The organism is Hymenobacter aerilatus, assembly GCF_022921095.1.
In the GTDB taxonomy this organism is placed as follows: Bacteria; Bacteroidota; Bacteroidia; order Cytophagales; family Hymenobacteraceae; genus Hymenobacter; species Hymenobacter aerilatus.
On sequence record NZ_CP095053.1, the window covers coordinates 917,884 to 938,539 of the forward strand.

The 20,656-nt window shown below is 57.0% G+C and carries 20 protein-coding genes; 2 read left to right on the forward strand and 18 right to left on the reverse strand.

All coding sequences use genetic code 11. The annotated features are described in order from the left end of the window. Positions 1-7: 7 nt before the first annotated feature. From MUN82_RS03855 to MUN82_RS03895, 9 genes are all read right to left on the reverse strand, one after another. On the reverse strand, positions 8-292 hold the full coding sequence (locus MUN82_RS03855; RefSeq protein ID WP_245095145.1) for a hypothetical protein: 285 nt from the start codon (positions 290-292) through the stop codon (positions 8-10). Further along, positions 289-939, reverse strand: coding sequence for a lipoprotein (locus MUN82_RS03860; RefSeq protein WP_245095147.1), 651 nt, complete (start codon positions 937-939; stop codon positions 289-291). The genes MUN82_RS03855 and MUN82_RS03860 overlap by 4 nt, the downstream gene beginning before the upstream one ends. 6 nt (positions 940-945) lie before the next feature. Then, positions 946-1,266 carry a hypothetical protein gene (locus MUN82_RS03865; RefSeq protein WP_245095149.1) on the reverse strand — a complete coding sequence of 107 codons (321 nt, stop codon included), beginning with the start codon at positions 1,264-1,266 and terminating at the stop codon, positions 946-948. A gap of 42 nt (positions 1,267-1,308) precedes the next feature. Beyond that, positions 1,309-1,839, reverse strand: a complete 531-nt coding sequence (locus tag MUN82_RS03870; protein ID WP_245095151.1) for a DUF6712 family protein — start codon at positions 1,837-1,839, stop codon at positions 1,309-1,311. Next, positions 1,814-2,989 carry a hypothetical protein gene (locus MUN82_RS03875; RefSeq protein WP_245095153.1) on the reverse strand — a complete coding sequence of 392 codons (1,176 nt, stop codon included), beginning with the start codon at positions 2,987-2,989 and terminating at the stop codon, positions 1,814-1,816. The genes MUN82_RS03870 and MUN82_RS03875 overlap by 26 nt, the downstream gene beginning before the upstream one ends. Before the next feature lie 75 nt (positions 2,990-3,064). Further along, positions 3,065-3,634 (reverse strand): hypothetical protein, encoded by a 570-nt coding sequence (locus MUN82_RS03880; RefSeq protein WP_245095154.1) that lies wholly within the window; start codon positions 3,632-3,634, stop codon positions 3,065-3,067. Positions 3,635-3,646: 12 nt separating this feature from the next. Then, positions 3,647-4,195, reverse strand: coding sequence for a hypothetical protein (locus MUN82_RS03885; protein ID WP_245095156.1), 549 nt, complete (start codon positions 4,193-4,195; stop codon positions 3,647-3,649). A gap of 106 nt (positions 4,196-4,301) precedes the next feature. Beyond that, positions 4,302-5,405, reverse strand: coding sequence for a hypothetical protein (locus MUN82_RS03890; protein WP_245095158.1), 1,104 nt, complete (start codon positions 5,403-5,405; stop codon positions 4,302-4,304). Positions 5,406-5,488: 83 nt separating this feature from the next. Next, positions 5,489-6,682, reverse strand: coding sequence for an ATP-dependent Clp protease proteolytic subunit (locus MUN82_RS03895; protein WP_245095159.1), 1,194 nt, complete (start codon positions 6,680-6,682; stop codon positions 5,489-5,491). Positions 6,683-6,851: 169 nt separating this feature from the next. On the opposite strand from MUN82_RS03895, the gene MUN82_RS03900 reads away from it, so the two are divergent. After that, complete coding sequence (locus tag MUN82_RS03900; protein ID WP_245095161.1) at positions 6,852-10,025, forward strand: coiled-coil domain-containing protein; 3,174 nt, start codon at positions 6,852-6,854, stop codon at positions 10,023-10,025. Between the two features lie 2 nt (positions 10,026-10,027). After that, entirely contained in the window at positions 10,028-10,276 is a 249-nt protein-coding gene (locus MUN82_RS03905; RefSeq protein WP_245095162.1) for a hypothetical protein, read from the forward strand. A 77-nt stretch (positions 10,277-10,353) separates the two neighbouring features. On the opposite strand, the gene MUN82_RS03910 is transcribed toward MUN82_RS03905, so the two are convergent. The 9 genes from MUN82_RS03910 to MUN82_RS03950 form a co-directional block, all read right to left on the reverse strand. Then, entirely contained in the window at positions 10,354-12,228 is a 1,875-nt protein-coding gene (locus tag MUN82_RS03910; protein ID WP_245095164.1) for a T9SS type A sorting domain-containing protein, read from the reverse strand. A gap of 137 nt (positions 12,229-12,365) precedes the next feature. Further along, entirely contained in the window at positions 12,366-14,384 is a 2,019-nt protein-coding gene (locus tag MUN82_RS03915) for a hypothetical protein (protein ID WP_245095166.1), read from the reverse strand. A gap of 2 nt (positions 14,385-14,386) precedes the next feature. Next, the gene (locus tag MUN82_RS03920; protein WP_245095167.1) at positions 14,387-14,803 is read right to left on the reverse strand and encodes a hypothetical protein; all 417 of its coding nucleotides are present in this window, start codon (positions 14,801-14,803) and stop codon (positions 14,387-14,389) included. Positions 14,804-15,187: 384 nt separating this feature from the next. Then, positions 15,188-17,980, reverse strand: coding sequence for an SGNH/GDSL hydrolase family protein (locus tag MUN82_RS03925; protein ID WP_245095169.1), 2,793 nt, complete (start codon positions 17,978-17,980; stop codon positions 15,188-15,190). Then, complete coding sequence (locus MUN82_RS03930; RefSeq protein WP_245095171.1) at positions 17,980-19,098, reverse strand: hypothetical protein; 1,119 nt, start codon at positions 19,096-19,098, stop codon at positions 17,980-17,982. The genes MUN82_RS03925 and MUN82_RS03930 overlap by 1 nt, the downstream gene beginning before the upstream one ends. Position 19,099: 1 nt before the next feature. Then, positions 19,100-19,549 (reverse strand): hypothetical protein, encoded by a 450-nt coding sequence (locus MUN82_RS03935; RefSeq protein WP_245095172.1) that lies wholly within the window; start codon positions 19,547-19,549, stop codon positions 19,100-19,102. Next, on the reverse strand, positions 19,546-19,920 hold the full coding sequence (locus MUN82_RS03940) for a DUF3307 domain-containing protein (protein ID WP_245095174.1): 375 nt from the start codon (positions 19,918-19,920) through the stop codon (positions 19,546-19,548). Before MUN82_RS03940 ends, MUN82_RS03935 begins: the two co-directional genes overlap by 4 nt. Then, entirely contained in the window at positions 19,917-20,381 is a 465-nt protein-coding gene (locus MUN82_RS03945) for a hypothetical protein (RefSeq protein ID WP_245095176.1), read from the reverse strand. Before MUN82_RS03945 ends, MUN82_RS03940 begins: the two co-directional genes overlap by 4 nt. Next, complete coding sequence (locus MUN82_RS03950; RefSeq protein ID WP_245095178.1) at positions 20,378-20,578, reverse strand: hypothetical protein; 201 nt, start codon at positions 20,576-20,578, stop codon at positions 20,378-20,380. Before MUN82_RS03950 ends, MUN82_RS03945 begins: the two co-directional genes overlap by 4 nt. Positions 20,579-20,656: the final 78 nt, after the last annotated feature.

A 20,656-nucleotide genomic window follows, 5' to 3' on the forward strand; every position in this document is an offset into this window, starting at 1 on the left:
ACAATAACTAAGGAGTGGTGGGTGGTAGAGAATTGGTGGGCTCGGCAGGGAGTTGGGCGGCATCATCGACCGCCAGCGAGGCCACCGTGGCGGCGCCCGTGAGCATCAGTGTCAGGCCGGCAATGCAGTAGGTGCCGATGTGCACCAGCGGATTGTCTTGGGGCAGCATGGCCAGGCCAGCCGTGGCCGTGCCGAGCGTGCCCGCCGCAACGAGGGCGCGGGCGCGAAGCTTGCGCCAGAACTGCGGCGAGGGCAGGCGCAGGCGGTGGTAGGATTCAGTGAGGAAGTTCATTTGCGGAGCTTGTTAAGGAGCCAGATTAGGAAGAGTATCAGCAAGAAAATCAGCGCCCAAAACCATGCTTTCACGGCAATCCACAGGGTCTGCCAGAAGGTGGGCTCGATGATTTTCACCGGCTGAAGCGGCCCGGTTTCCGTCACTTCTTTTTCCACCTTGATATTCTGCTCCTTGTTGACCGAAGAGATATGCACAATACCGCGCGCATCAACCCAGGCCTTGACGACCAACGGGCCTACCTGCTGCTCAACCGTATCTCGGCTTAGCTGCGGGCGCTGGGCCAGAATGGTGTGCAGCCGCTGGGCAAACGCGGCGCTGTCGGCTTGTTTGAACTGATGGGTAGCGGATTGCAATAGCGAGTCGACGAGGCGCTTATCCGTCTCCGGAGTGGAAGCCGCGGGCACCGTGACCGTGATGGTCTGACCGGGCACCTTCACGTACTCGATCTTCGTGACCACTCGCGTTGTCTTGCCTACTAGCTCCGGATGCTCTTGCACCAGTTCGGCTAGTTGCTCCTCGGGCGGAAGTGCTGCCTTACGGGCCGCTTCCTTTTTCTGGGCAGCCTCGAACTTGCGGGCGGCCCGCTGGGTGGCGCAGCCCGATAGGAAGGCCACCAGTAACGCGTAAAAGAATAGCTGTTTCATGGCTGCTTATTTAGGTGTAGCGGCCGGCCGTGCGCCTACCGCAATGCGGATTTGGGTAAGCGTTTCCTGAATCTCCGAGCGCCACTTCTCATCCTTGTCGCTCTTGGCTTGCATGGCCGCCGACATGGCTTTGAATTGCTCGTTGATGGCCGTTTTGTTGTCGCGTACCTCGTTGATGTGGTTTTCTTTCCACGTCTTCAGGTCCGCCACGTCGGCGCGGATGCTGTTGCCCCACCCGGCCAGCGCTAGGATGATCGTAACCATGATAGCCAGCAGCGGAAACGGCAGCGTAATCGAATTGTCGGGGTTTACTTTCAGCGCTGCCATAGAGAGGGTAAGCGGATGAGCACAGGTAGGATAGAAAAGGACTTAGCGCCGGCAGCCAGTTGGCCGGCGGATCGGTTGCACTACTACCGAGGGCGTGCGGCCGGGCGTACTGGTGCCACATCCACAGGTGTTGTGTGGGTAGAAGTCACCGAAGCTTTTGGCGTTGGCCAGTAGCCACGTTTTCAACTCGACCTCATAGCTCAGTGCCTCACCATCGTAGACCGAGGCCATGCGCGCCAGGTCCCGCCCATCCGTCGCCTCGCTGTGCTGGCTGTTCTTCATGCGGATGCCGTTGCTGGTTATCGTCGACTGCGCAAACGGCATGTAGCGAGCCAGCGAAGCTGTTGCCAAAACGGGTACACACTTGCTGAGTAAGGTCAAGTAGGGCTCCGTCAACTCGTTTGCCTTGTACAGTCGAGCTAGTTCCGCATATAGCTTCTCAGTGAGCAGGGGCCGCAGGCGCGCCCGCTGCACCGCCAGAATGTGCGGGGTCAGCCGCTTCATTTCCAGCGACTCGGGCATGTCGGCGTAGGCCGCGTAGTCTTCTTTAGCTAGGAGTAGGTGCTGATCCATTACCGGTGTTGTTGGTACCGGTAGTCAGGCTAGCGGCCTGCTCCAGCGTGAGGTTTTGAATGGAGAAATCTTTGGTGGCATTCAGGGCACCGGGCTGCCCTCCAGCAGGCTGAAACAGCTCAAACACCGCCCGAAAGCCACGTTCTAAAGCCCGTTGCTCCCGGTTGATGACCATGCGCTGCACGTACTTGACAGCATTGCCAAAGTCGTCGGAGGTGCCCAGCTTGCCCGCTACTTCGCGGCCGATGACGGCGGAAGGGAGCTGAAACACTTCCCGGATGTTGACCTTTATAGCCTCTTCGTCGGTGGCGTAGCGCTTGCTGGCGTCAGGCGCTGGCAAGGCATCTACTTGAGGCTTCGTCGTTTGCTCAGCTGCATACTGTAGTAGAATGCGGCTTGCATTTTCGCCTACCATGGTGCCGTACTTGACGGCGTTGGCGTCTAGTACTTCCTGCGAAGGATCAGCGCTGCCAAACTCGGTAATCATCACCTGGGCTTTGAAGCCCTCGGCAATGTCCCCGTGGCGCGAAACCTTCAGGCGGGCCTCGGCATACACGTCTTCTAACACTGAGTCGTAGACCGGGCGCGGGTGATGGTGAGCACCAGGGCGCTTACGCCACCAGTAGTACACCTCACCAGGGTAGCCTTCAAGGCCTACGGGGTTGCCCTCCTTGTCTTTCCAGGCGTTGGCGCGGGCCAACCGCTCTTCTGGCTTTTCGCGCGGGTTGAAGACTGGGTGCTTCACGGCATCGGCCTTGCGGTAGCGCTTGCCCTCGCTCGGGTCGAATACCTGATTAAGCAGGTAGGTGTAGCGCAGGGGCTCCTCTTTGTCGGGGCGCCACTTCTCAAACGGAGCATGCAGCACCTCGGCCGGGTAGCCGTTGGCGTTGATGTTGATCAAGAGCGCGTAGCCTTCAAGCTGCGCCACGTCCTGCGTGGCCAGGCTCAGCAGCTCATCTACGGTCTGACCCTGGTCGTTGCACTCGGCCTCGTAAAAATCGTTGTCGTTGAAGCCGTTGCCCTCAATAAACTTGGCCTTCGTATCCACACACACCGAAGCCGTACCGCTACCTGCTACCGCCTCGATCAGGCGTTGCGGGTAACGGTTGTCATCTCCCCAGCGGCGAAAATCGACCTGAGAGTTGAACACAACAATATTCGGGCGGAGAGGTGCCTCCGCCCGAATCGCTTGCTTCTGTACTTGTTGCGTGGTGAGCGGCACAGCTTATTTCTGAACGGTGGCGCGATACTTTACCAGGGCGGCAATCAGCTCCCCTTTGTTTGCGAAAGCCTTCGCTGGGTCGCTGTCCGGTACTTCGCTGGTATACAGCGCATCGAGTTCTTCGCGCTTCAGCTTGTCGAGTTCTGCCGTTTGCTCGGCTATGGTCGGAGCAGTAGGCACTGGGGCCTCCGTGGCCTTCAGCAGCTTTTCAAAAGCCGGGTCGGCCTTGATTAAGCGCTCGGCCACAGCATCTGTGAGGTTGGCGTTGTTGTACACCGAGGGTGAACCGAACGGGCGGTAGCTGGTGTCATCGGACACGAAAGAGTATTTGCGGGCTTGCTCAGCCATAGCAGTAGGGGTTGAGGTGGAAGTAGGCTGGCTACTCAGCCAGCGGATAATGCGGAAGTAGGCAGGGCCGTATTTGCGGGGGCACGTCTCACAGACGGCCTCGGCGCTGGGGAACAAACCCGCGTGCACCGCGGCTATTTCCTGCGGGGTAGCGTGACTAGCGCCCGTCAGCTGCAACTGACGAGCGCGTAGCACCCACTCACCCAATTCACTGGAATTCACCACGAGCTATAAAAACTAGGCGGCCGGAACGGCCACAAACAGCGATTCGAACAGCGTGCGCGTGGCAGCCTCGTCGTAGTTGCCTTCGTCGTCCAACACCATCAGAATGTCTTCGCGGCCACCCTCTTTGGCGCTGGAGATGGTCTCCTGTGAGCCGCCGCCAAGGTCCTCGTTTGCCGAATCGTAGACGTCAGCACTCAGCTTGAGGCCCGCACCCAACCCGAAGATTTTGTAAAAGCCGTCGTTAGCCTTGATAATGGCAACGGAGGGCGTTTTCGCCATGTCTTCGATGGTCTCCAGGTTCTCGGGCGTATTGGCGAAATTCACCAGATCGACCTCATGCAGGTAGCGTCCGCCGAAGCGGTTGGGCGTATAGGTGGCGCGGCCCACATTGCTATCGGCCAAGCCTTCGAAGAAGAAGCCTTTTTTGCCGGTGGCCAGCGAGATACCAGTAACTATTTTGCGCTTTTCGGTGCTGCGCTGCACACCGATGATGAACGCCATGGGCAGAAGGCCCAACAGGGTAGTCAAGCCGCCGGCAGCCGGCACGCAGGGGGCGGCCATGCCGCGTTTTAGTTGGCCACAAGATGGCATAATTGAAAACAGGTTGAGGTGAAAAAGAAAGGCCCGCCCACCGGGGCGGGCCTGCTTTAGGTCTGAGGGAGAAAGCCTAGTAGGCAGCGGCTACGAGGTCGTAGCTCATCACCTTCACGTCCATTTTGAAGTTGGAGCGCATGTGGTTCATCTTCGTCTCTATGTTGAACCATGCGGCTACGCGGGTCGCTGCGTCGTAGGAGTCGAAGCCCAGCTGCAGGTTGCGCTTCGTGGTGTAGAGCACACGGTGGGGCAAGTCTTTCTTGCCAGCGATTTCGAAATCGGTTTCAATGATTTCGTCCAGCTCATCCACGGCAATCAGCGGCACGTTGCGGTACTTGGCCTTGGTGGTACCCTCTTCCTGCAACTGGAAGCTGGTTTCCAAGTTCTGCGACTCACGGTAGTCCGACCAGTTGATAGCCAGCGAGTCGGTGATGATCATCATGCGCTCAGGGTCACGCTTCAGGTGACGTGGGGCCTTGTTGTGCACGGCACGGAAGATTTTCAGTGACTCTTCCGGCTCCAGCTCCTGGCCTTCGCGGGTGTTGGCTTCAATCTCGTACACGCGCACAGCGGGATTTGAAGCAGCCATTTCGAACACCTGCGTGTACACCCCGTCGACCTGGTTGTAGTTCTTCACGTCGTCCGCACCGCCAGTGAGTTGGGCAGCTGTGATGGTCTTCTTGCCGAAGAAACCAATGCGGAAGATGTCCGACTTGAGGGCGGCAATAAACTGGTCCTGAATGAACTCCGTCCAGTAGCTGATAGCCTGTGCGTCGGAATCATCGGCCGCCTTTACCTTGATGAGGGCCTGATCGAGGTCGTAGCGCTCGTAGCCGAGGCCCAGGCCCCACGCCAGGAAAGTTTTGTCCAGCTCATCGGCACACTCAGTAATCCAGGCCTCCAGCTTCACTGGGTCCCAGGTCAGCTTGTCGAGTGGAATTTGTGGAGTAGTGGGCACCGAACCGCAACCCGCATCCAAGTGCGTGATTTTGGTGAAGCGGCCAACGAACAGCACGTCTTCTTTCGCCTTCACGCCGTTGCGGATGGTGAAGAGCACAGCCACATCAGGCGACTCAATAACGGGCTTTAAGATGAACTCCCGGAATTGTTCCGGGCCGTACACTACGGACAGGCCCGCGAGTGCGGCCATGCCCAGAATGCTAGGAGTAGATGCCATTTTTTACGTTGAAAAGGGCGTTTGTGAAAGCCGGCGAACCGCGCCGAACGGGCCTAGTGAGTAGGCGGCCTGCCCGGTGGGGCTTATTTTTTGCTGTTGCGGGCGGCGCGACGGTCAGCAGCTAGCTGATCAGCGGTTTTGCCTTCTTCCGTCGTGTCCGACGTGGTATTGCGCGTCTCAGCGTTGTCGTCAAGGTTCACCTTACCACCCGATTTTACCAGCGAGTTGACCTTGTTCGTCAGGTTGGTGATGGCTGTGCGGTCCTGCTTCATGGCCTGCACGTCTTTGGCGAGGTTGGTTACCACGCCAGCCAACGCCGTAACGGCTTCGGCTAGCTGCGTCACGCCCTCGGCATCAGCTGTGTTGGTTGCGCTGTCGGTGTTTTCCGTGGCCACGATGGACGTGATAGCGCCGGCGGCCGTGGTGATGGTGTTGCCATCGGTCAGCGCATAGCTGTTGTCAGCTACAGCGTTGCCCTCGGCATCCGTAACCGCATCACCCTCAGCGTAGGTATCCCGGTCACCGGTGTCAATAGTGAGGGTAACAGGCGCATCGCCGGTGGTGGTAACAGACAGGTTGGTTTTCGCCGCCGTTTCCAGGTTCGTTACGGCGTCCTTAATGGACTTGAGAAAGTCGGTGAAGCCTTTGGCCATAGTGGTAAGGGCCGAATCCGACGAGGCGGCGGCCGGTTTGGGTTGAACAAGTGCGTTTTTGGGAGGGGCAATAGCCAGCGCCGTGACGGGCTGCACAATCTGCGTGGCGAAGCCCAGGGACAGCATAGAATCAGCGGATTGCTCCACTTCCTGCGCCATCACGGCGGCCATTTCTTCTTCCGACCGGCCGGTGCGGGCCACGTAGAGGTCGATGATCTTCTGCTGACAGGCCGCCATTTCATCGGCCCACTTCTGCGCCTCAGAAGCCGTGGCGCCAATGACGCCACCACGGGGTAGGTGCACCAGGCAGACGGTGTGCTGATGAATCAGACGCACGCTGCCGGCCAGCATGATAGCGGTAGCAATGCTGGAGCATTGTCCCAGGGCCTCCGTCGTGATGGTCACGCCGGGTAGGCTACGCAGGTAATCATAGATGCCCAGGCCCACGTCTACCCGCCCGCCAGGCGAGTTGATGACGACCCGCACGCTATCGAACGGCTTTTGCCATTCGAGCTGCATGGTCACGTCTTCGAGCGTGGTGTAGGGGTAGCCATAGCCAGAAGCCTCAGCTTCTGCGCTGTCAGCGACAATCGGACCCGAGATATATACTTTAGCCTCTGCCATGCCCCAAAATTCCTATGAGCAGGGCCGGGCAATAGGATATTTCTGTCACGAATCTGACAGCACCAGCAATCGAGTTACGCTTTTGGCAACTCCGTTACGCTTTTGCGCTTGATCGTTTGCTAGCGGGCCTGTATTAGAGGAGTTTCGGGCTGTATTCATCCCGACTTCCATGGCCGACCAGACCGAAAAGGTTCTCTTCGAGATTCGTCTCGACGATGAGCAGTATAAGCAGGAAACCAAACTCATCCGCGAGTCATTGGTCGCGCTGGTGCTGGACATCGATAAGACCAAAGCGCAGCAAAAGCAGCTCAATGAGCAGCGTAAGCTAGGCGCTATTACCGATGCCGAGTATGCAAAGAAGGCCGTTGAACTACGCCAGCAGCTTCGCGCACAGCAGGCCGACCAGCGGGAGCTAGAAAAGGGGCTGGTAACACTGGATAAGGTATACAACAGTGCCGCTGGCAGCATCGACCAACTGAAAGCCCGCTCGGCAGAACTGACCACGCAGTACAATGCGATGGCCAAGGCTGGCCGTCTGAACACGGAGGAAGGTAAAGCGCTGACGGCTGAACTCGGTGAGGTAAATGCAGAATTGTTGAAAGGTGGGCAGGTCGTCAACGACAACCGGCGCAACGTCGGCAACTATACGGCCTCGTTTAAGGCTGGGCTAGAGCCGCTAATTGTAGAGCTGGCCAAGGTGCGGGCGCAGATGCAAGGGCTAGATCAGAGTAGCGAGGCTTTTGATGGCTTAAAGCGCCGAGCTATTGGTTTTGAGACAGCTGCAATTCGGGCTGGGGCGCAAGCTGGGCTCAGCTTTGAGCAGGCCGAGGCGAAGATCAAGGACTATGGCGCGCAGATTCAGCCTGTCGTTGAGAACTTGGTACGCCTGGAGCAAGAGCAGGAGAAGATAGAGGAAGGGTCAGAGGCTTACCGCAAGATTGGCTTTCAGATTGCGGCGCTGGGCAAGGAGTTGGAGCAGGCACCAGCCGACACCAAGAAGCTGAGCACCGCCTTAGTTGAGGCGGCTGGTAACACGGACTTGCTTGGTGGCTCCGTTCAGAAAGCCACTGAACTACAACAGGGCTACACGCGGGCTCAAGAGCTTGCCCGTATTGCTATGGGCACCAGCACAGGAGCAGCTAAAGCGCTTCGGATTGCTCTTATTGCAACGGGGCTCGGCGCCTTCTTGGTGCTAGTAGGGACCCTGTTTGCCTACTTTACTCAGACCGCCGAGGGTGGCAAAATTCTGGAAACTGTCTTAGCTCGTATCGGGGCCACCGTCGACGTGCTGACGGACCGCATTGGTAACTTCGGCAAAGCGGTAGCACAGTTCTTTAGTGGTGACTTTGAAGCCTCTGCTGAGACGGCCCGCCAGTCCTTCGCGGGTATCGGAGATGAGATAGAACGGGAAACCAAGCTAGCTGGCGACCTGAGCAAAGCCCGCCAGCAGCTGGAGCGCGATGAGATTAATAACATCGACACGAATAAGAAGCTGCTCAACCAAGTTGAACGGCTGAAGAACATTCGCGACAATGAATTCAACTCGTTGCAAGTCCGGAAGAAGGCTAACGAGGATGCTTATAAAATTGAGTTGGAGCGGGAAAAGACACTCGCTGACCTGGCAGCACGCCGGGTTGAGATTCTACGCCAGGAAATTGAGCGGCGCGGCGGCATGACCAAAGCCACTAACGACCAGCTCAAAACCTTTAAGGAGGCACAGAATGAGCTAGCCGACATTCAGGAAGATGCAGCGGGTAAGCAAAACGAACTGATCACCAACCGCTACCAGCTGGATAAAGAAGGCCAGGACGCCGCGAAAGAACGGGCGAAAGCTGCGGCCGATGCGGCCAAAAAGCGTGAGGAAGAAGCGTTGAAACGTCGTCGCGAAGCCATTCAACTAGAACTAGTAGCGCTCGATCAGCAGCTTAAGGCAACCACCGAGGGCAGTGATGAGGAACTAGCCATTCTGGAAAAGAAGCTAGCCAAGCAACGCCAGCTAGAGCTAACCGCGAAGGACCTTACCATTGGGCAAAAGAAGATCATCGACGCCAAGTACGAGGCTGACCGAGATGCACTAGTCGTAGAGCAGAACCGCAAGCGCATTAACCTGGCGCTGCAGGAAGAGGCCAACAACATTGCCGCCCGCTTGGTGGCCGTGAAGCGGGGAAGTGATGAGGAGTTACGCCTCCAGCAGCAAGTCATTGAAAAGCAGCGCCAGCAGCAGTTGGCCGCCATCAGTGAGCGGGCCAGTGCTGACGACCGGGCTGCGCAGGAGCGGCTGATTAATGCGCAGGCCGAGGCCCAGCAAACCGACCTCATCTACCAGAATCGGGCGGGCGCTGTCAATGCTTTCTACCTGCAGGAGCGTAACGCCCTGGAGCAGGCCCGTGCGCAGGGGCTGGTAACAGAGCAACAGTATAGTGATGCGCTGTTTCAGCAGGAGTTGGGTCGCCTCACCGCGCAGCTGGAGGTAGCCAAGCGCTACGGGCAGGATACCGCCGAGATTGAGCAGCAGATAACCGAGTTGCGGATCCAGAACATTGACCGGGTAACCGCGAAGGACCGCGAAGCCAAGCTGCAACAGCTCAACTCGGCCATTGCTTTCGGTGAGCAGTTGGGGCAGCTCTTTGCCGATACCATGAGCGAGACGGGTGCGCAGCTGCAGGACTTTGCCGCGAAAGCGCTGGTGCTGATTCTGGATACCATCAGCAAGGCCGTGATTGCTGCCCAGGTAAAGATTATTACCGAGGCGCTGGCCTCGCCTGAATCGGTGGCCACCTTCGGCGTGGCAGGCTTCGTGAAGGCGGGTCTTATCATTGCCGGCCTGACAGCGGCCACCGCTGGGCTAAAGGCCTCGCTTACCAAGTCTACCCCGAAGCAATTTGCCGAAGGTGGGGTAGTGCACGGCCCGAGCCACGCCCAGGGCGGCATTCCGATGTACCACCGCTCGGGCCGCTATGTGGGCGAGATGGAAGGGGAGGAAATTATTCTGACGCGCAACGTGTACCGTACGCCAGCGCTACGGGCCGCCGCTTCCGCTATCAACGTGGCGGCCGGCGGTAAGCCATTCGCGCAGAACCTACAGCAAATGGTAGCTATTCCACGCCACTACGCTGAGGGCGGGGTAGTTCGCTACGACCCGGCTACCATGGACCCGATGCGGGCAGGCACTAACAATGTGCAGGTGATTCAGCAGCCCATTGACTACGACCTATTGGCGGCTAAGCTGGCACCCGCTTTTGTGGCGGGCGTGCGGGCGTTGCCACCGCAAACCATTGAGCCCACGCAGTTCAAACGGTTAGCCGAAAATGAACGCCGCACTCAACTCACTAGCGACAACTAACCATGGCTACACTCATTTCGATGCTCAATACGCTGGCCGAGTCGGGTCAGCTGGCTACTCTCTACGCCGCGGGCGTGGTGAACCTGAAGACTTACAATTACCGTGATGTGTACCTGTACTACCAGGCCCTACGGACCACGCCGCGCTACGTTGATAACGCCACCCAGGCAGTAGAAGAAACGGCCCGGCAGTGCGGCGTCTCGAAAGAAACCGTCTACCGGGCCGTGAGGGAAATGGAGCAGGATGTGTGAAGGGTTGATTAACCGTATACAATAAGAAAAGCCCCGACGTATGCCGAGGCTTTTCTTATTGTATAGACAAGGTCTTATCAGTGCTGAATGATCAACCGATCTGTATGAGGCACGCCTTTTTTGATAGAGCGCACCTGATAAACACCGGACGAAAGACTTTGAACATCTAGCTGCACTTGCTCGTCTCCTGACGGGATTTGAGCCGATTTACATAACACACCTTTGTTGTCATAAACCGACACAGTAGATTCAGTATCCGCCCCTACGATAGTGACAGAGGATGACGCGGGATTTGGATACACTCCAGGGGCAAGGGTGCTGACTGATTCGTTTTCTGGAGAAGCGTTTGTAAGATCCTCCGTTTTCGACTTGGCCTGCAAATTTCTGTTGTACCAGGGGCTGGCAGTTATATGTATCTGCGCTGTGTTAATATTTCCACACTGATCTGTATACGTCGCTTGAAGGGTTCCTTCTGTTTCGTATCCAGGTGATTGCAAGGTTATGGATGGCCCTGTATAACCATAGCTGTTAAATCCATAAGGGAGGGACCATTGAATATTAGAGTTGCCAGCCCCCACTAGGTAGTAGGTTGAAGTAGCATATGGATTTGTACTGATGTAGGCTGGGCCGTCTATGTAGGAGTTCGGCGCCATGCCGACAATGATTTGAATTGACTTGTAGCCATTCGATCCACACGGCCCTTGGCTTGACACGTGCATTTCGTAATTCCCTGCTGGGGTATTAGCAGGGACATCTACGGTGATTTCGACCGAACCGCCTACGTTATGGCTGGACTGATAAATTACGCCTTGCCCGCCGTTTATGCGCCAATTAGCATTTGGTGCCGACCAATTAGTGGTAGTGGCTGGGTCGCCATCTGCTGGCGTAATTCTAATCTTGAAGGAGCTGCCAGCGCAGGCGCCGTACCCGTATAAATCTGTTTCGGGTGGAGGCGGAGGTACACCTATTTTAACGACGTTGCTGGTGTACCAGTGGTCGCGTCTGTCTATGCGATCCCAGTCGAATCCTGCACCCAAACCTGTACGGTAAAGGAGATGGGTAGAAACACGACGATAGTATGTGGTGCGAGTAATAGCCCCAGGTTGAAAGTTACGATCAGTAGCTCCCGAAATGTCATACCAATCCCTATTATTATAGCTATATTGCCACTGTACCTGTTCTTCTTCTTTTGCCCCTTTCCCATCGAAAGTATGGTAAGAAAATGCACCAAAATCCTTTTTATCAGGAAGGCAAGATGAAGCAGTATTCATATAAATTAGATAGCTAGCATCATTGTTATTAGCGAGCGCTCGACCTGAAATACGGGTAGGTGCCGAATTATATGGCACGCACTGATCTCCGCAGATAGCATTATATACATCTCCGCAAGGATATACTGCCCCTGTAACTACAACTGGGTTAATACCACCACAAGGAGATGTAGGCGGTGGCGTCGTGGGCGGTGGCGTCGTGGGCGGTGGCGTCGTTATAAATTGCAAGGGAATAGGGTCGCTAACTGATTTCTTCCCAAAAACCCGGTCTGTAAATACTGCTCGTATTTGGGTATAAGCAGACAATGTTTGAGGCTTCACGTCGCATTGCCCAGAAGTCGTAGCCTCTTTTATTCCTGAGCGTGGCCCTGGCCAAACAACTAATTGTTGCGCCGATATAGCCGGGCCACGAGTGCCATCTGCTTTCTCTGGAAAAATCTCTACGTACCCTTCAGTGGGGTCACTTTCTGGTTTATATAAAGTCACTACCCAAGAGGCCCTTGGGTCATTTTCCCTTACTTTCAAAGGTGTCTTGCTTGAAGATATACCTTCGCGGCACATAAAGTCTTGTGGGCTAGCCGTTCTAAATCGCACATCAGATTGCACTTGCGCAACTGCTTGTTGCCGCCCACAGAGCAACAATATCAGCAAGGCGAGAAATTGGTAAAGATTTTGTCTCATACAACTAAGAATTTAAAAAGGTGATAGATAGTAGGTGTGAAAAGGTAAGGACAAGGTATTGGCCTTATCCGAGTTAAAACAGGACACAATTAGGCCAATTGTGACTATAACATATATAATATTATATGTTATATAACCTACTCTGACAACCGCAATAGCTCTGCCTCGCTACTCGGCTGATCTGCTTCCCACTGAGCCACTTTGTTCACGTAGAAGAAGCTCCCTTCTTCCTCCAACCATACTGGCTGTAGCTGCTCAAATGCCACAACCTCAGCAGCGCTCAGCCGCACGGAGAGCGTCAGCGCCAAGGGCCGTCGTAGCACGGCAGCCAGGTGCGGGTAAAACGTCGGCAGCAACACGGAAGCAAAGTCCAACCCGCTGAACGTCGCCACCGGCAGTGCCACATCATGTAGCGTCGCTAGGCCATCCGTCAGATCAACTGGCCGGCTGTTGGCAGAGGTGTACAGCAAACGAGGCTGTGGACTTTGTGTGTCGTATTGCAGCGCAATCACCTCCCGCCGGGCTGCCTCGCGCTCCAGCTTGCTTTTCTTGGCGTCAGCCGCAATAGCTTTTTGCTCCGCCAGCTTCGCCGCGTCAACCGCATCTTTCTTCTTCCAGTAGGGCACCAACGGCAAGCCAGCCGCACCCGTAGGCGTGGCGGCAAAGGGTAGCGTCAGCACGTCTTTCGTAGCATCAAGCGTGGTATTGTCGCACAGCAGACTACCACTGCCCAGGTCCTTCAGCGCTTCCGGAGTGGTGCTGTCTTCCTTCCAGCGAAACCAGTTCACCTGCGCATAGTCGCCTACCCGCCAGCTGCGGCTACTGCTCTGACTCGCGTCAATGCGTCCGGACCAATCGGGCGCCGTGCTCAGGCGCGGCATAACGTTGGCCGTAGGCGTGAACAGCACGGCCCCGCTGTAGGCGTCTGTGCGCTGCGTCAGGCCATACAGCCCGATGACGGTCTTCACCAGTTCCTTTTGCGTCAGGTCGGGTAGCCAGTCCTGCAGGCGCACCAGGCCACCAGGCGGGAAGTCTTCCAGTAGTTCTACTTCGAAGATGTCCAGGTCATCCAGCGGGCTGTTGCCGTACTCCCACCGCTCGCCTACCACAACCTTCGTCCGCTCCTTGCCGCTCAGCCGTACCGTGACGGTGTCCCCAGTCTGCAACAGCATCCGCTCTTTTTCAGCCAATAACCCCACAGCAGCGCTGCCTGTGCTAACAAAATCCTGCGCTACTGGCTTCCCGTTCACCAGCACTTCCAGCGTACCCGATACGCGGCCCACATCGCAACGCAGGAACAGCCTGAGCCCTGCCTTCAGTCGGTAATAGCCCGCCAGTTGAATGGTCCGTACGCCCGTGGTGGCGTTGTAGCCGCCGCCGGGGTCTACGTAGCGTGGCGCCGCTACCGAGTCATACACCAGCGTATGCGTAAACTCACTGGTCTTCAGCACCCGGCCAGCCGTACCCAGACCACCGGAGCGCTGAGCGGCGCTGGTGTGCTCCTTGCGCACCTTTTCGCCATAGCCAAACGGCTCCGTCGCCGGCATCACCAACTGGTCGAACTCGGGCGGCATCGGCCCACCCCACACGGTACCCGCTTCCTTGAAAATTTGCTCCCAGACAGCACGCACGTAGGCAGTAGGCCATAGCCCCGCCTCAAACACATTCAGCGCCGTGTCGGCCACCGGAGCACCCTGGCCACGGTCGTACAGCTCGTAACGGTAGGCACTGGTGCGCAGGCTGCCATCCAGGATGCCGTTCAGGCTCCACACGTGGTCGTACTGGCTCAAGTCCAGCTCACGTAGTTTCTTATCCCCGAGGGCCGCGTAGAAGTCGCTGTTGCCGCCAAAAACCTGCACTTCGAAGCCTTCGTGGCGCGTGTGGCCCCAGGTAAGCAGTTGGCCCCGTGGCACTACCTCTACGCCACCCAGGCGCAGCACCGCTGGCACCTTGCGGTAGGGTAGTTGCGTAGTGCTGGTGCCTTGCTCGGCATGGCCCAGGGCCCGGCGCACCGGGGCGGCATCCGGCAGATTGATGGTGGTCGAGTAGTCCGACTGCACCGAGTCAAGCTTCGTCAGATCGTTGTCGCAACGCGTGACAGCCACGCGGTCGACCAAGAACGTAGCGTCGGAATCAGGTAAGAGCAGTTCGTTCATGGCTAGTTGCTCAGCGCGTTACGGGCGGGTAGCTCCAGTTCGAAGCTCAGCTCATGCAGGCCATCTCGGGGCGTAAACTGTGCAGAGCCGGGCACTAGGTACACGGGTGTGAGCTTGCCGCTGTAATCTTGCAGATAGACTTGTGGTGAGTCTAACAGGGTCGTCAGCGCCTGTACCTGCAAGGTATCCAGGCCACCCGCATACAGCACTTGCGAGGTGTAACCAGGGCGCCGCACAGCGACAGTGCGGCGGGTACCGGCGGGCTGCCAGCTGGTGGCATTGCGCACCTCCGTTTTCTGGTCGTCGTCGCCGCTAAATAAAAAACCTTCGAGGTTGCCTAATGGACTGAGCCAGCGTAAGTACGTGCCGGCCGGTGGGCACAAGTCGATTGCGATGAGAAGCGGGGCTGTGTAGGGCATAGGGTAAATATCCTATAGCCTGTTAGCCAGTGCAAAAGAACTTGCCGAAAGCGTAACTCGGTTTTCAGGCAGGCACAAAAAAGCCGCCTGCGGGTGGCAGGCGGCTTTCATGATTACCATCCAAACAGGAGGATCAACGTAAGAAATACTAGAAAAATGATTATTGCTAGAAACCAACCTATCCGTTCAGGTACTGCTGTGCTGCGTACACGTCGCCTTCTGCCAAAAAATCTCATATTACCAAGTAAGTTTGCGTCACCAAACATCTATGTTAATGAAGATCTGGAATTATATCGTTCGTTGGTATCAGTTACGGGAGTTAAAAAGACGTGCACGTGGCATCACTCCAATCTATCCGCTCGATTACGACGACATCGCAGAGGACTAGAGGTACTGTTCGAAACGGTAGAAGTTATTCTGGCCGCCGTCGACCGGATACCACTGGATAGTATGTGTGGCGCCATCGTTGAATTTGAAGTCGAACACAATCTGCCCGTTCGCAACCGGAAAAGGACCAGCGACAGCAACGCCATCCACGGTTACGACCATCGCACTAGGATTCGTAGTGCCGAACAATAGGTTCGAGCCAGGCGAGTCTGCGGAGGAGGCTGGCCAGCGTAGCCGACCGCCTTTCGTGCTAGTATGCCGGTACCACAAGGCGGGGTCGCGGCCGACCGTCCTGAATTCGGTGTTAGCTGGCACGCCAGATGGACCTGAATTGCCAGTGGAGTACAGGTAGCCGTACTGTCCATTCTCTGAGATATTGGCGTGATTGAACGGAATTTCTACGAAGTCCAGTACGACAGTAGCCTTCGTAAATGCCTGACTTTCTCGTTCTAAGCTAGCGTAGTAGTTGCCTACAGCAATCGAGTACACCACAACTTTTCCGTCAACGTCACCGACGCTAATTAGTCCATCTGACGGCACGGGCTGCGCTGTAGCAGAGCCAGGCAAGCGGTAGCGGGCGGCGGCTAGGCCAGCTGCGTTGGCTACTACTCGAATTGTATTATTCGTGTCGTTGTAATCTGCGAAGGTTGGTGCTGCTGGCGTCGTTTTTTGTGGTTGTGTTGTGCCAGTAGCCACCAACTGAATGATAGGTAATAGCTGCTGGGCATATTCCTCGTGGCCAACATTTCCCCAGTGGAAGCTATCGAACGGCACACCACCATTGCCAGTGCCTCCCACGCCCCCGAACATATCCAGCGCGAAATAGTCTGTGTTACTCGGGTAGTTCAGGCGGTTTATTTTGTCATTATTGTAAAAGTCTGCGAACCCAGCCGCGCCAACACTGCCCAGCGCGTTTTGCTGCAACCACGTACAAAAATCTCCAAACCATGCAGCATGTGGACGGCCTTGGTGGGCGCTTGGTTCTATTGCACTAGACACGATTAATTTACCGCCTAACGCTTCTACCTTTGCTTTGGCATCGATTAGATTTTGTTTCGCCTGTGCAGTGCTGACGCCGTTGTTGTTATCATTGGTGCCCATCATATAGCACACTACTAGGCCAGGATATTTAGTCTTATCCCATGCCGCGCTAGCTTGGTCTATCTGCCCCGAAGCGTTAGCGCTAGTAGCGCCGCCAAAGCCAAAATTTGCGGTGCCATAATTGGTGCCCGACCAACGCTTTCCATCCGTTTTTGTGGCGCCTAAACGTTCAGAAATAAGCGAGTAAAACGATTTGCCAGGACTGGTGAAATATGGCTGTGCGGCGGTGCCTTCGCCGCCGTCGGTGTTGCTGTCACCCACAAAGGCGATAAAGGTTTTTTGCCCGCCCGTTGCGGCTGCCTGCACTGTCACGCTTCGCACCGTCGAAATCCTCTGCGTCCCGGCTGCGTCCGTAACCGTGTTGGTGAGAGCATAGGAGCCGGCCGCGGTTGGCGTCCAAGTACCAGAATAGGTGGCGGCGCTACCTTCATAAATCGTAGCAGGCACACCGGTCGCACTGTTTTCCGCTACTACCTTCAGGCTGTAGGGCGCCGTGCCGCCACTGGCCGTGGCCTGGTAGGCAATGGCGGTGCCGACTGTAGTTGTGTTGCCGTTTGGCAGCGTCAGGCCCGCCGCCAGCGTTGCTGCTGCGGCCTGTGTTGTCGCTGAAGCACTCGCATAGTCCGAGTCCTGATAGCCCGAGGCCTGCGCTTTGGCGCGGGTGTAGTAGGTCGTGTTGGCCGTGAGCCCTGACCAGTTCTTGGTGGTACCACTTTGCGTAGCAGCCTGCGCATTTTGAGTGAAGCTGCTGTCAGTGGCTAGCTCAAACACGTAGCTGGTGGCATTGGCTACCGCGCTGAGTGCTGTGCTGATGGCGTTGGCAGAGGTAGCCGAGGCCTGATAGCCCGTAGGCGTGCTGAGCTTGGGTAACGTGGCAGGCTGCACGTTGAGCGTGATGCTAGCCACCTGCACGTTGCCGGCAGCGTCGGAGGCCTGTGCCTGGAGCGTGAGCGGACCGAGCGCTGAGGGAACGACGAAAGGCAGCGTGTAGGTGCTGCCGTTCTTGTTGGCGACACCTATCGTTGCGCCTGTACTACCGTTCGTATAGCTAACAGCTGTCACAGCTACGTTATCGGTGGCGATTGATGTAAGCGTCAGTTGCTGGCCAGGGTTGACGGTAGCACCCGAAGCAGGCGCGGTAAAGGTGAGGTTTGGTGCGGTGGTGTCGGTAACGGCTGGTGGTGTCACCGTGCTGCCTCCTCCAACAGCTACCCCAATCGGTCGCCACTTGCCACCGAATTTGCGGTAGACTGACAATGTTTTGTCGTTCGGGTTCGTATACAGCCACAGGTTGTCATCCACGCCCAATGCGTCATCCGGCGCATAGGCCTCGGCAAATACGATGGTGCCATCCTGCCCATCGTCACCATCCTGCGGCTGTTGATAGTCGATACCTGCCTGTGGCTTGGCCCCGTCGCTGCCCTTGGCAATGTACTGGAACGCATAGACACTATTTAGCCGCTGGTACACACGCCCGTTGGTGGTGTCGGTATACGTGTCGTAGTCCTTGCCGAGCGAGTTAGCGGGTAGCCCAGCGCCAAAGCGTGGCACCGAGGCGGAGCCGGTAGCGCGTAGGGCGAGGATGTCCGTTTTTACGGCGTTGAGCACGGCCCGCAACTCAGCGGCCGTGTTGCTGCCGCCGTCTTCAAACGCGGCAATGAGTTGATTGTATTGTTGCTCCGTTGCCATTAGCGGTAATCTGAAGTGTTAAAGTCTGAGGAGTTGAAGTCGCGCGGGGCAGGCTTGACGGGTGTCGTCGTGGGTGGCGTCACTACCACGGGGGCGCAGTTAGCGGCGCTGGTGCGGTCGATGTCCATCAGCGTCAGCTCTACCGAGGCCGCACACACCGGTGGCAGTGGTGGCACGCGCAGGCGTACCACGCCAGCGGGCAGGTCAGCTGGCAGCGGCACGGCCTTGACTTCCACCTGCCGGCCTGCGCTATCGAGGTAGCGCCACTGCGCGTACCAGGTGCCAAGGCGGTCAGCGGGCAGCACGGCTGATACCTCCAGCGGGTAGCCAACAAACTGGGTAGGCTCCGCGAAGGCCGTCAGGGGGAGGGCGTCACTACCCGCGATATAAGGCCGTAGGCTGCTCTCCGGAGCACTGAGCACCGCGTAGTGCGAGGCGGGATGCTGGCGCCACTGGCCAACCCCTTCGCTGTCCACCTCCCGGTATCGGTAGTTGAACACGACAGTGGCTGTGTCGTCGACGTAAGCATCGACGCGCACGGGCACAGCCTCCGTATCCAGTAGGCCCCGCAGATAAGGCTCTGCGTTGGTCGTCGTGTACTGCGAGCGGACAGCTTGCCGGAGCCGGGCAAACGGCACTGTCTCAGTAATTCGGTATAGTTCCACCTCCACATACAGCCCTTGGCGCGGGGTTTGGTCTGCCTTGAATAGCGAGGACACCGGCGTAGCCAGCGCCGCCACGGGCGGGTAGAGGCCACCCACAGCAAACCACTGCGAGCCGGGTAACTGGCAACTGCCATCATCATCGGTCGCGTCCGGATTCCAGTTGCTAGCGAAGGGATTGGTACAGCCGCGCACCTTTGGCACCACAACCTGCACATTGCGCAACACCGTGCAGTTGTTGGCATCGTAGGCATTCAACTGAAACTCCCCCTCGGGTATATGAGGCCACGTCACGCGTCCGTTGCCATCAGCCGCCACGTAGTCGAAGTACGGGTTGTAAGCATCACCCAACCCATTATTCAAGCGCGCCCGAATGCCGCCGGCGCTGCTGGTAAAGCGTACCGTCAGATAGGGGCCGTTCTGAGCGAACTCGGCTATTTGCAGGTCACAAGCCATATCAGAGTTTGCGGGGTATAGAAGTAGCTATATCACTGGTCAGCCCACTGCGCACGGCCTCCGTCAGGGCAGCGCGTAGGCGGGGCAAGGCAGCCTGTATGGGCGCCTGAAAGGTGTCGGTGGGCTTTTGGAAGCGTGGGTCTTCGCCACGGTAGAGCAGCGTGCCCAGCTGGCTAATGCGTTCGGCTACGGCGAAGGGGTTCAGGTTGAGCCGCTTGGCCTGTATCCACTCCCGGATAGCCTGCACCGACACGCCACCAGGGCCGCGGCCGTCACGCAGGTAGCGCACGTGGCTGGGGCCCAGGAGCTGGCCCAGGTTGGGTGCCACGACTTCACGCACAGCCCGCAGGGTTTTGCCGGTGGCTATCTGGTCGTTGGCCACCATCTGGTCGCCTACGTCCTGCTTGAGGCGTAGCAGCTCACGGCTGAGGATGTCGCTGAAGTCGGTCATACTGCTAATCCTGAGTAGTGCCACATCAATAAAATCACCACGCAGTGCGCGTACTGATCAAGACCGAAAACGCACCAGTGCAACACGTTTTGTGGGTTTTGCAACACGACAAAGTGTTGATTGAGCATGCCTTTGGCAGTGTCGATACCTGCGTGGGTCCATGTTTGAAATATGTACAGCTCAACCGCGCGTATCTGCTCCACTCCAAAGAGTAGCAACACAGCAAACATGAGCGTAGCATGTATCAGACCGTGCATGAGGATTGGTCCGAACGGCTTGCCAAAGCGCTTGGCGGCCAACATATCCGGCCGGGAAAGCCAAGTGTAGTCAGCTAGCCAATGGCAGAAGAATAGGGCGAGTAAGAGCTTCATGCCTGTGGTTGGTCTAAGGGTAAGCACACATTCACCGTGCCTTTCAGCGTGATATCCAGAAAGAGCGTCACGCCGTCCACAGGCCTATCGAAGGGACCAATGGCCATGATTTCGGCGGGTCGCACCTGCTTAATGTTCTGTACCCGCATACCTAGGTCTGCTAAGAACCTAGCAGAAGCATCAACCATGGCCGCGCTACGGGGTAGGCGCTGCTCCGGGGTGTCGTTCAGATCGGAGGGCACCAACAGCATAATCAGGCAGGAGCAGGTAAGACCTGTGATTTGCTTGTACTTGTTGACGTTGAAACGGAAGGGCATCTTGTCGTCGAGGAACACGATGCGGTCGGTGCTGCTGGTCTCGTCCAACTTGATGTTGGCTAGCTCCTGCTCACCGTGCAGCCAGAAGCAGCCGGGTAGTACCTGGCTGGCAGCGGCTTGAATGAGGGCGTGGGGTAGGTTCATTTGTCCGTAGCAGTGAATTGTACAGAAAGTACCACGTAGGGCGACATAGGCGAGCCAATGGAGCAGGTGGCATGCTGAAGGCCGATGATCTTCTTTTCTGGATTGGCTGTCATGTACCCATCAACTATCTGATTGAAGGCAGCTGGCACTTGATCGGGCGTGCACTTCGCAGTGCTGAGAGAGAAGTAGGTATTCATCGTGTGGCTTGCCGAAAACCTATCGGCTGAGGTTTTTCAGCTTCTTGTATTTGCTTGCGGAGGCGCTTATGTAGCTTG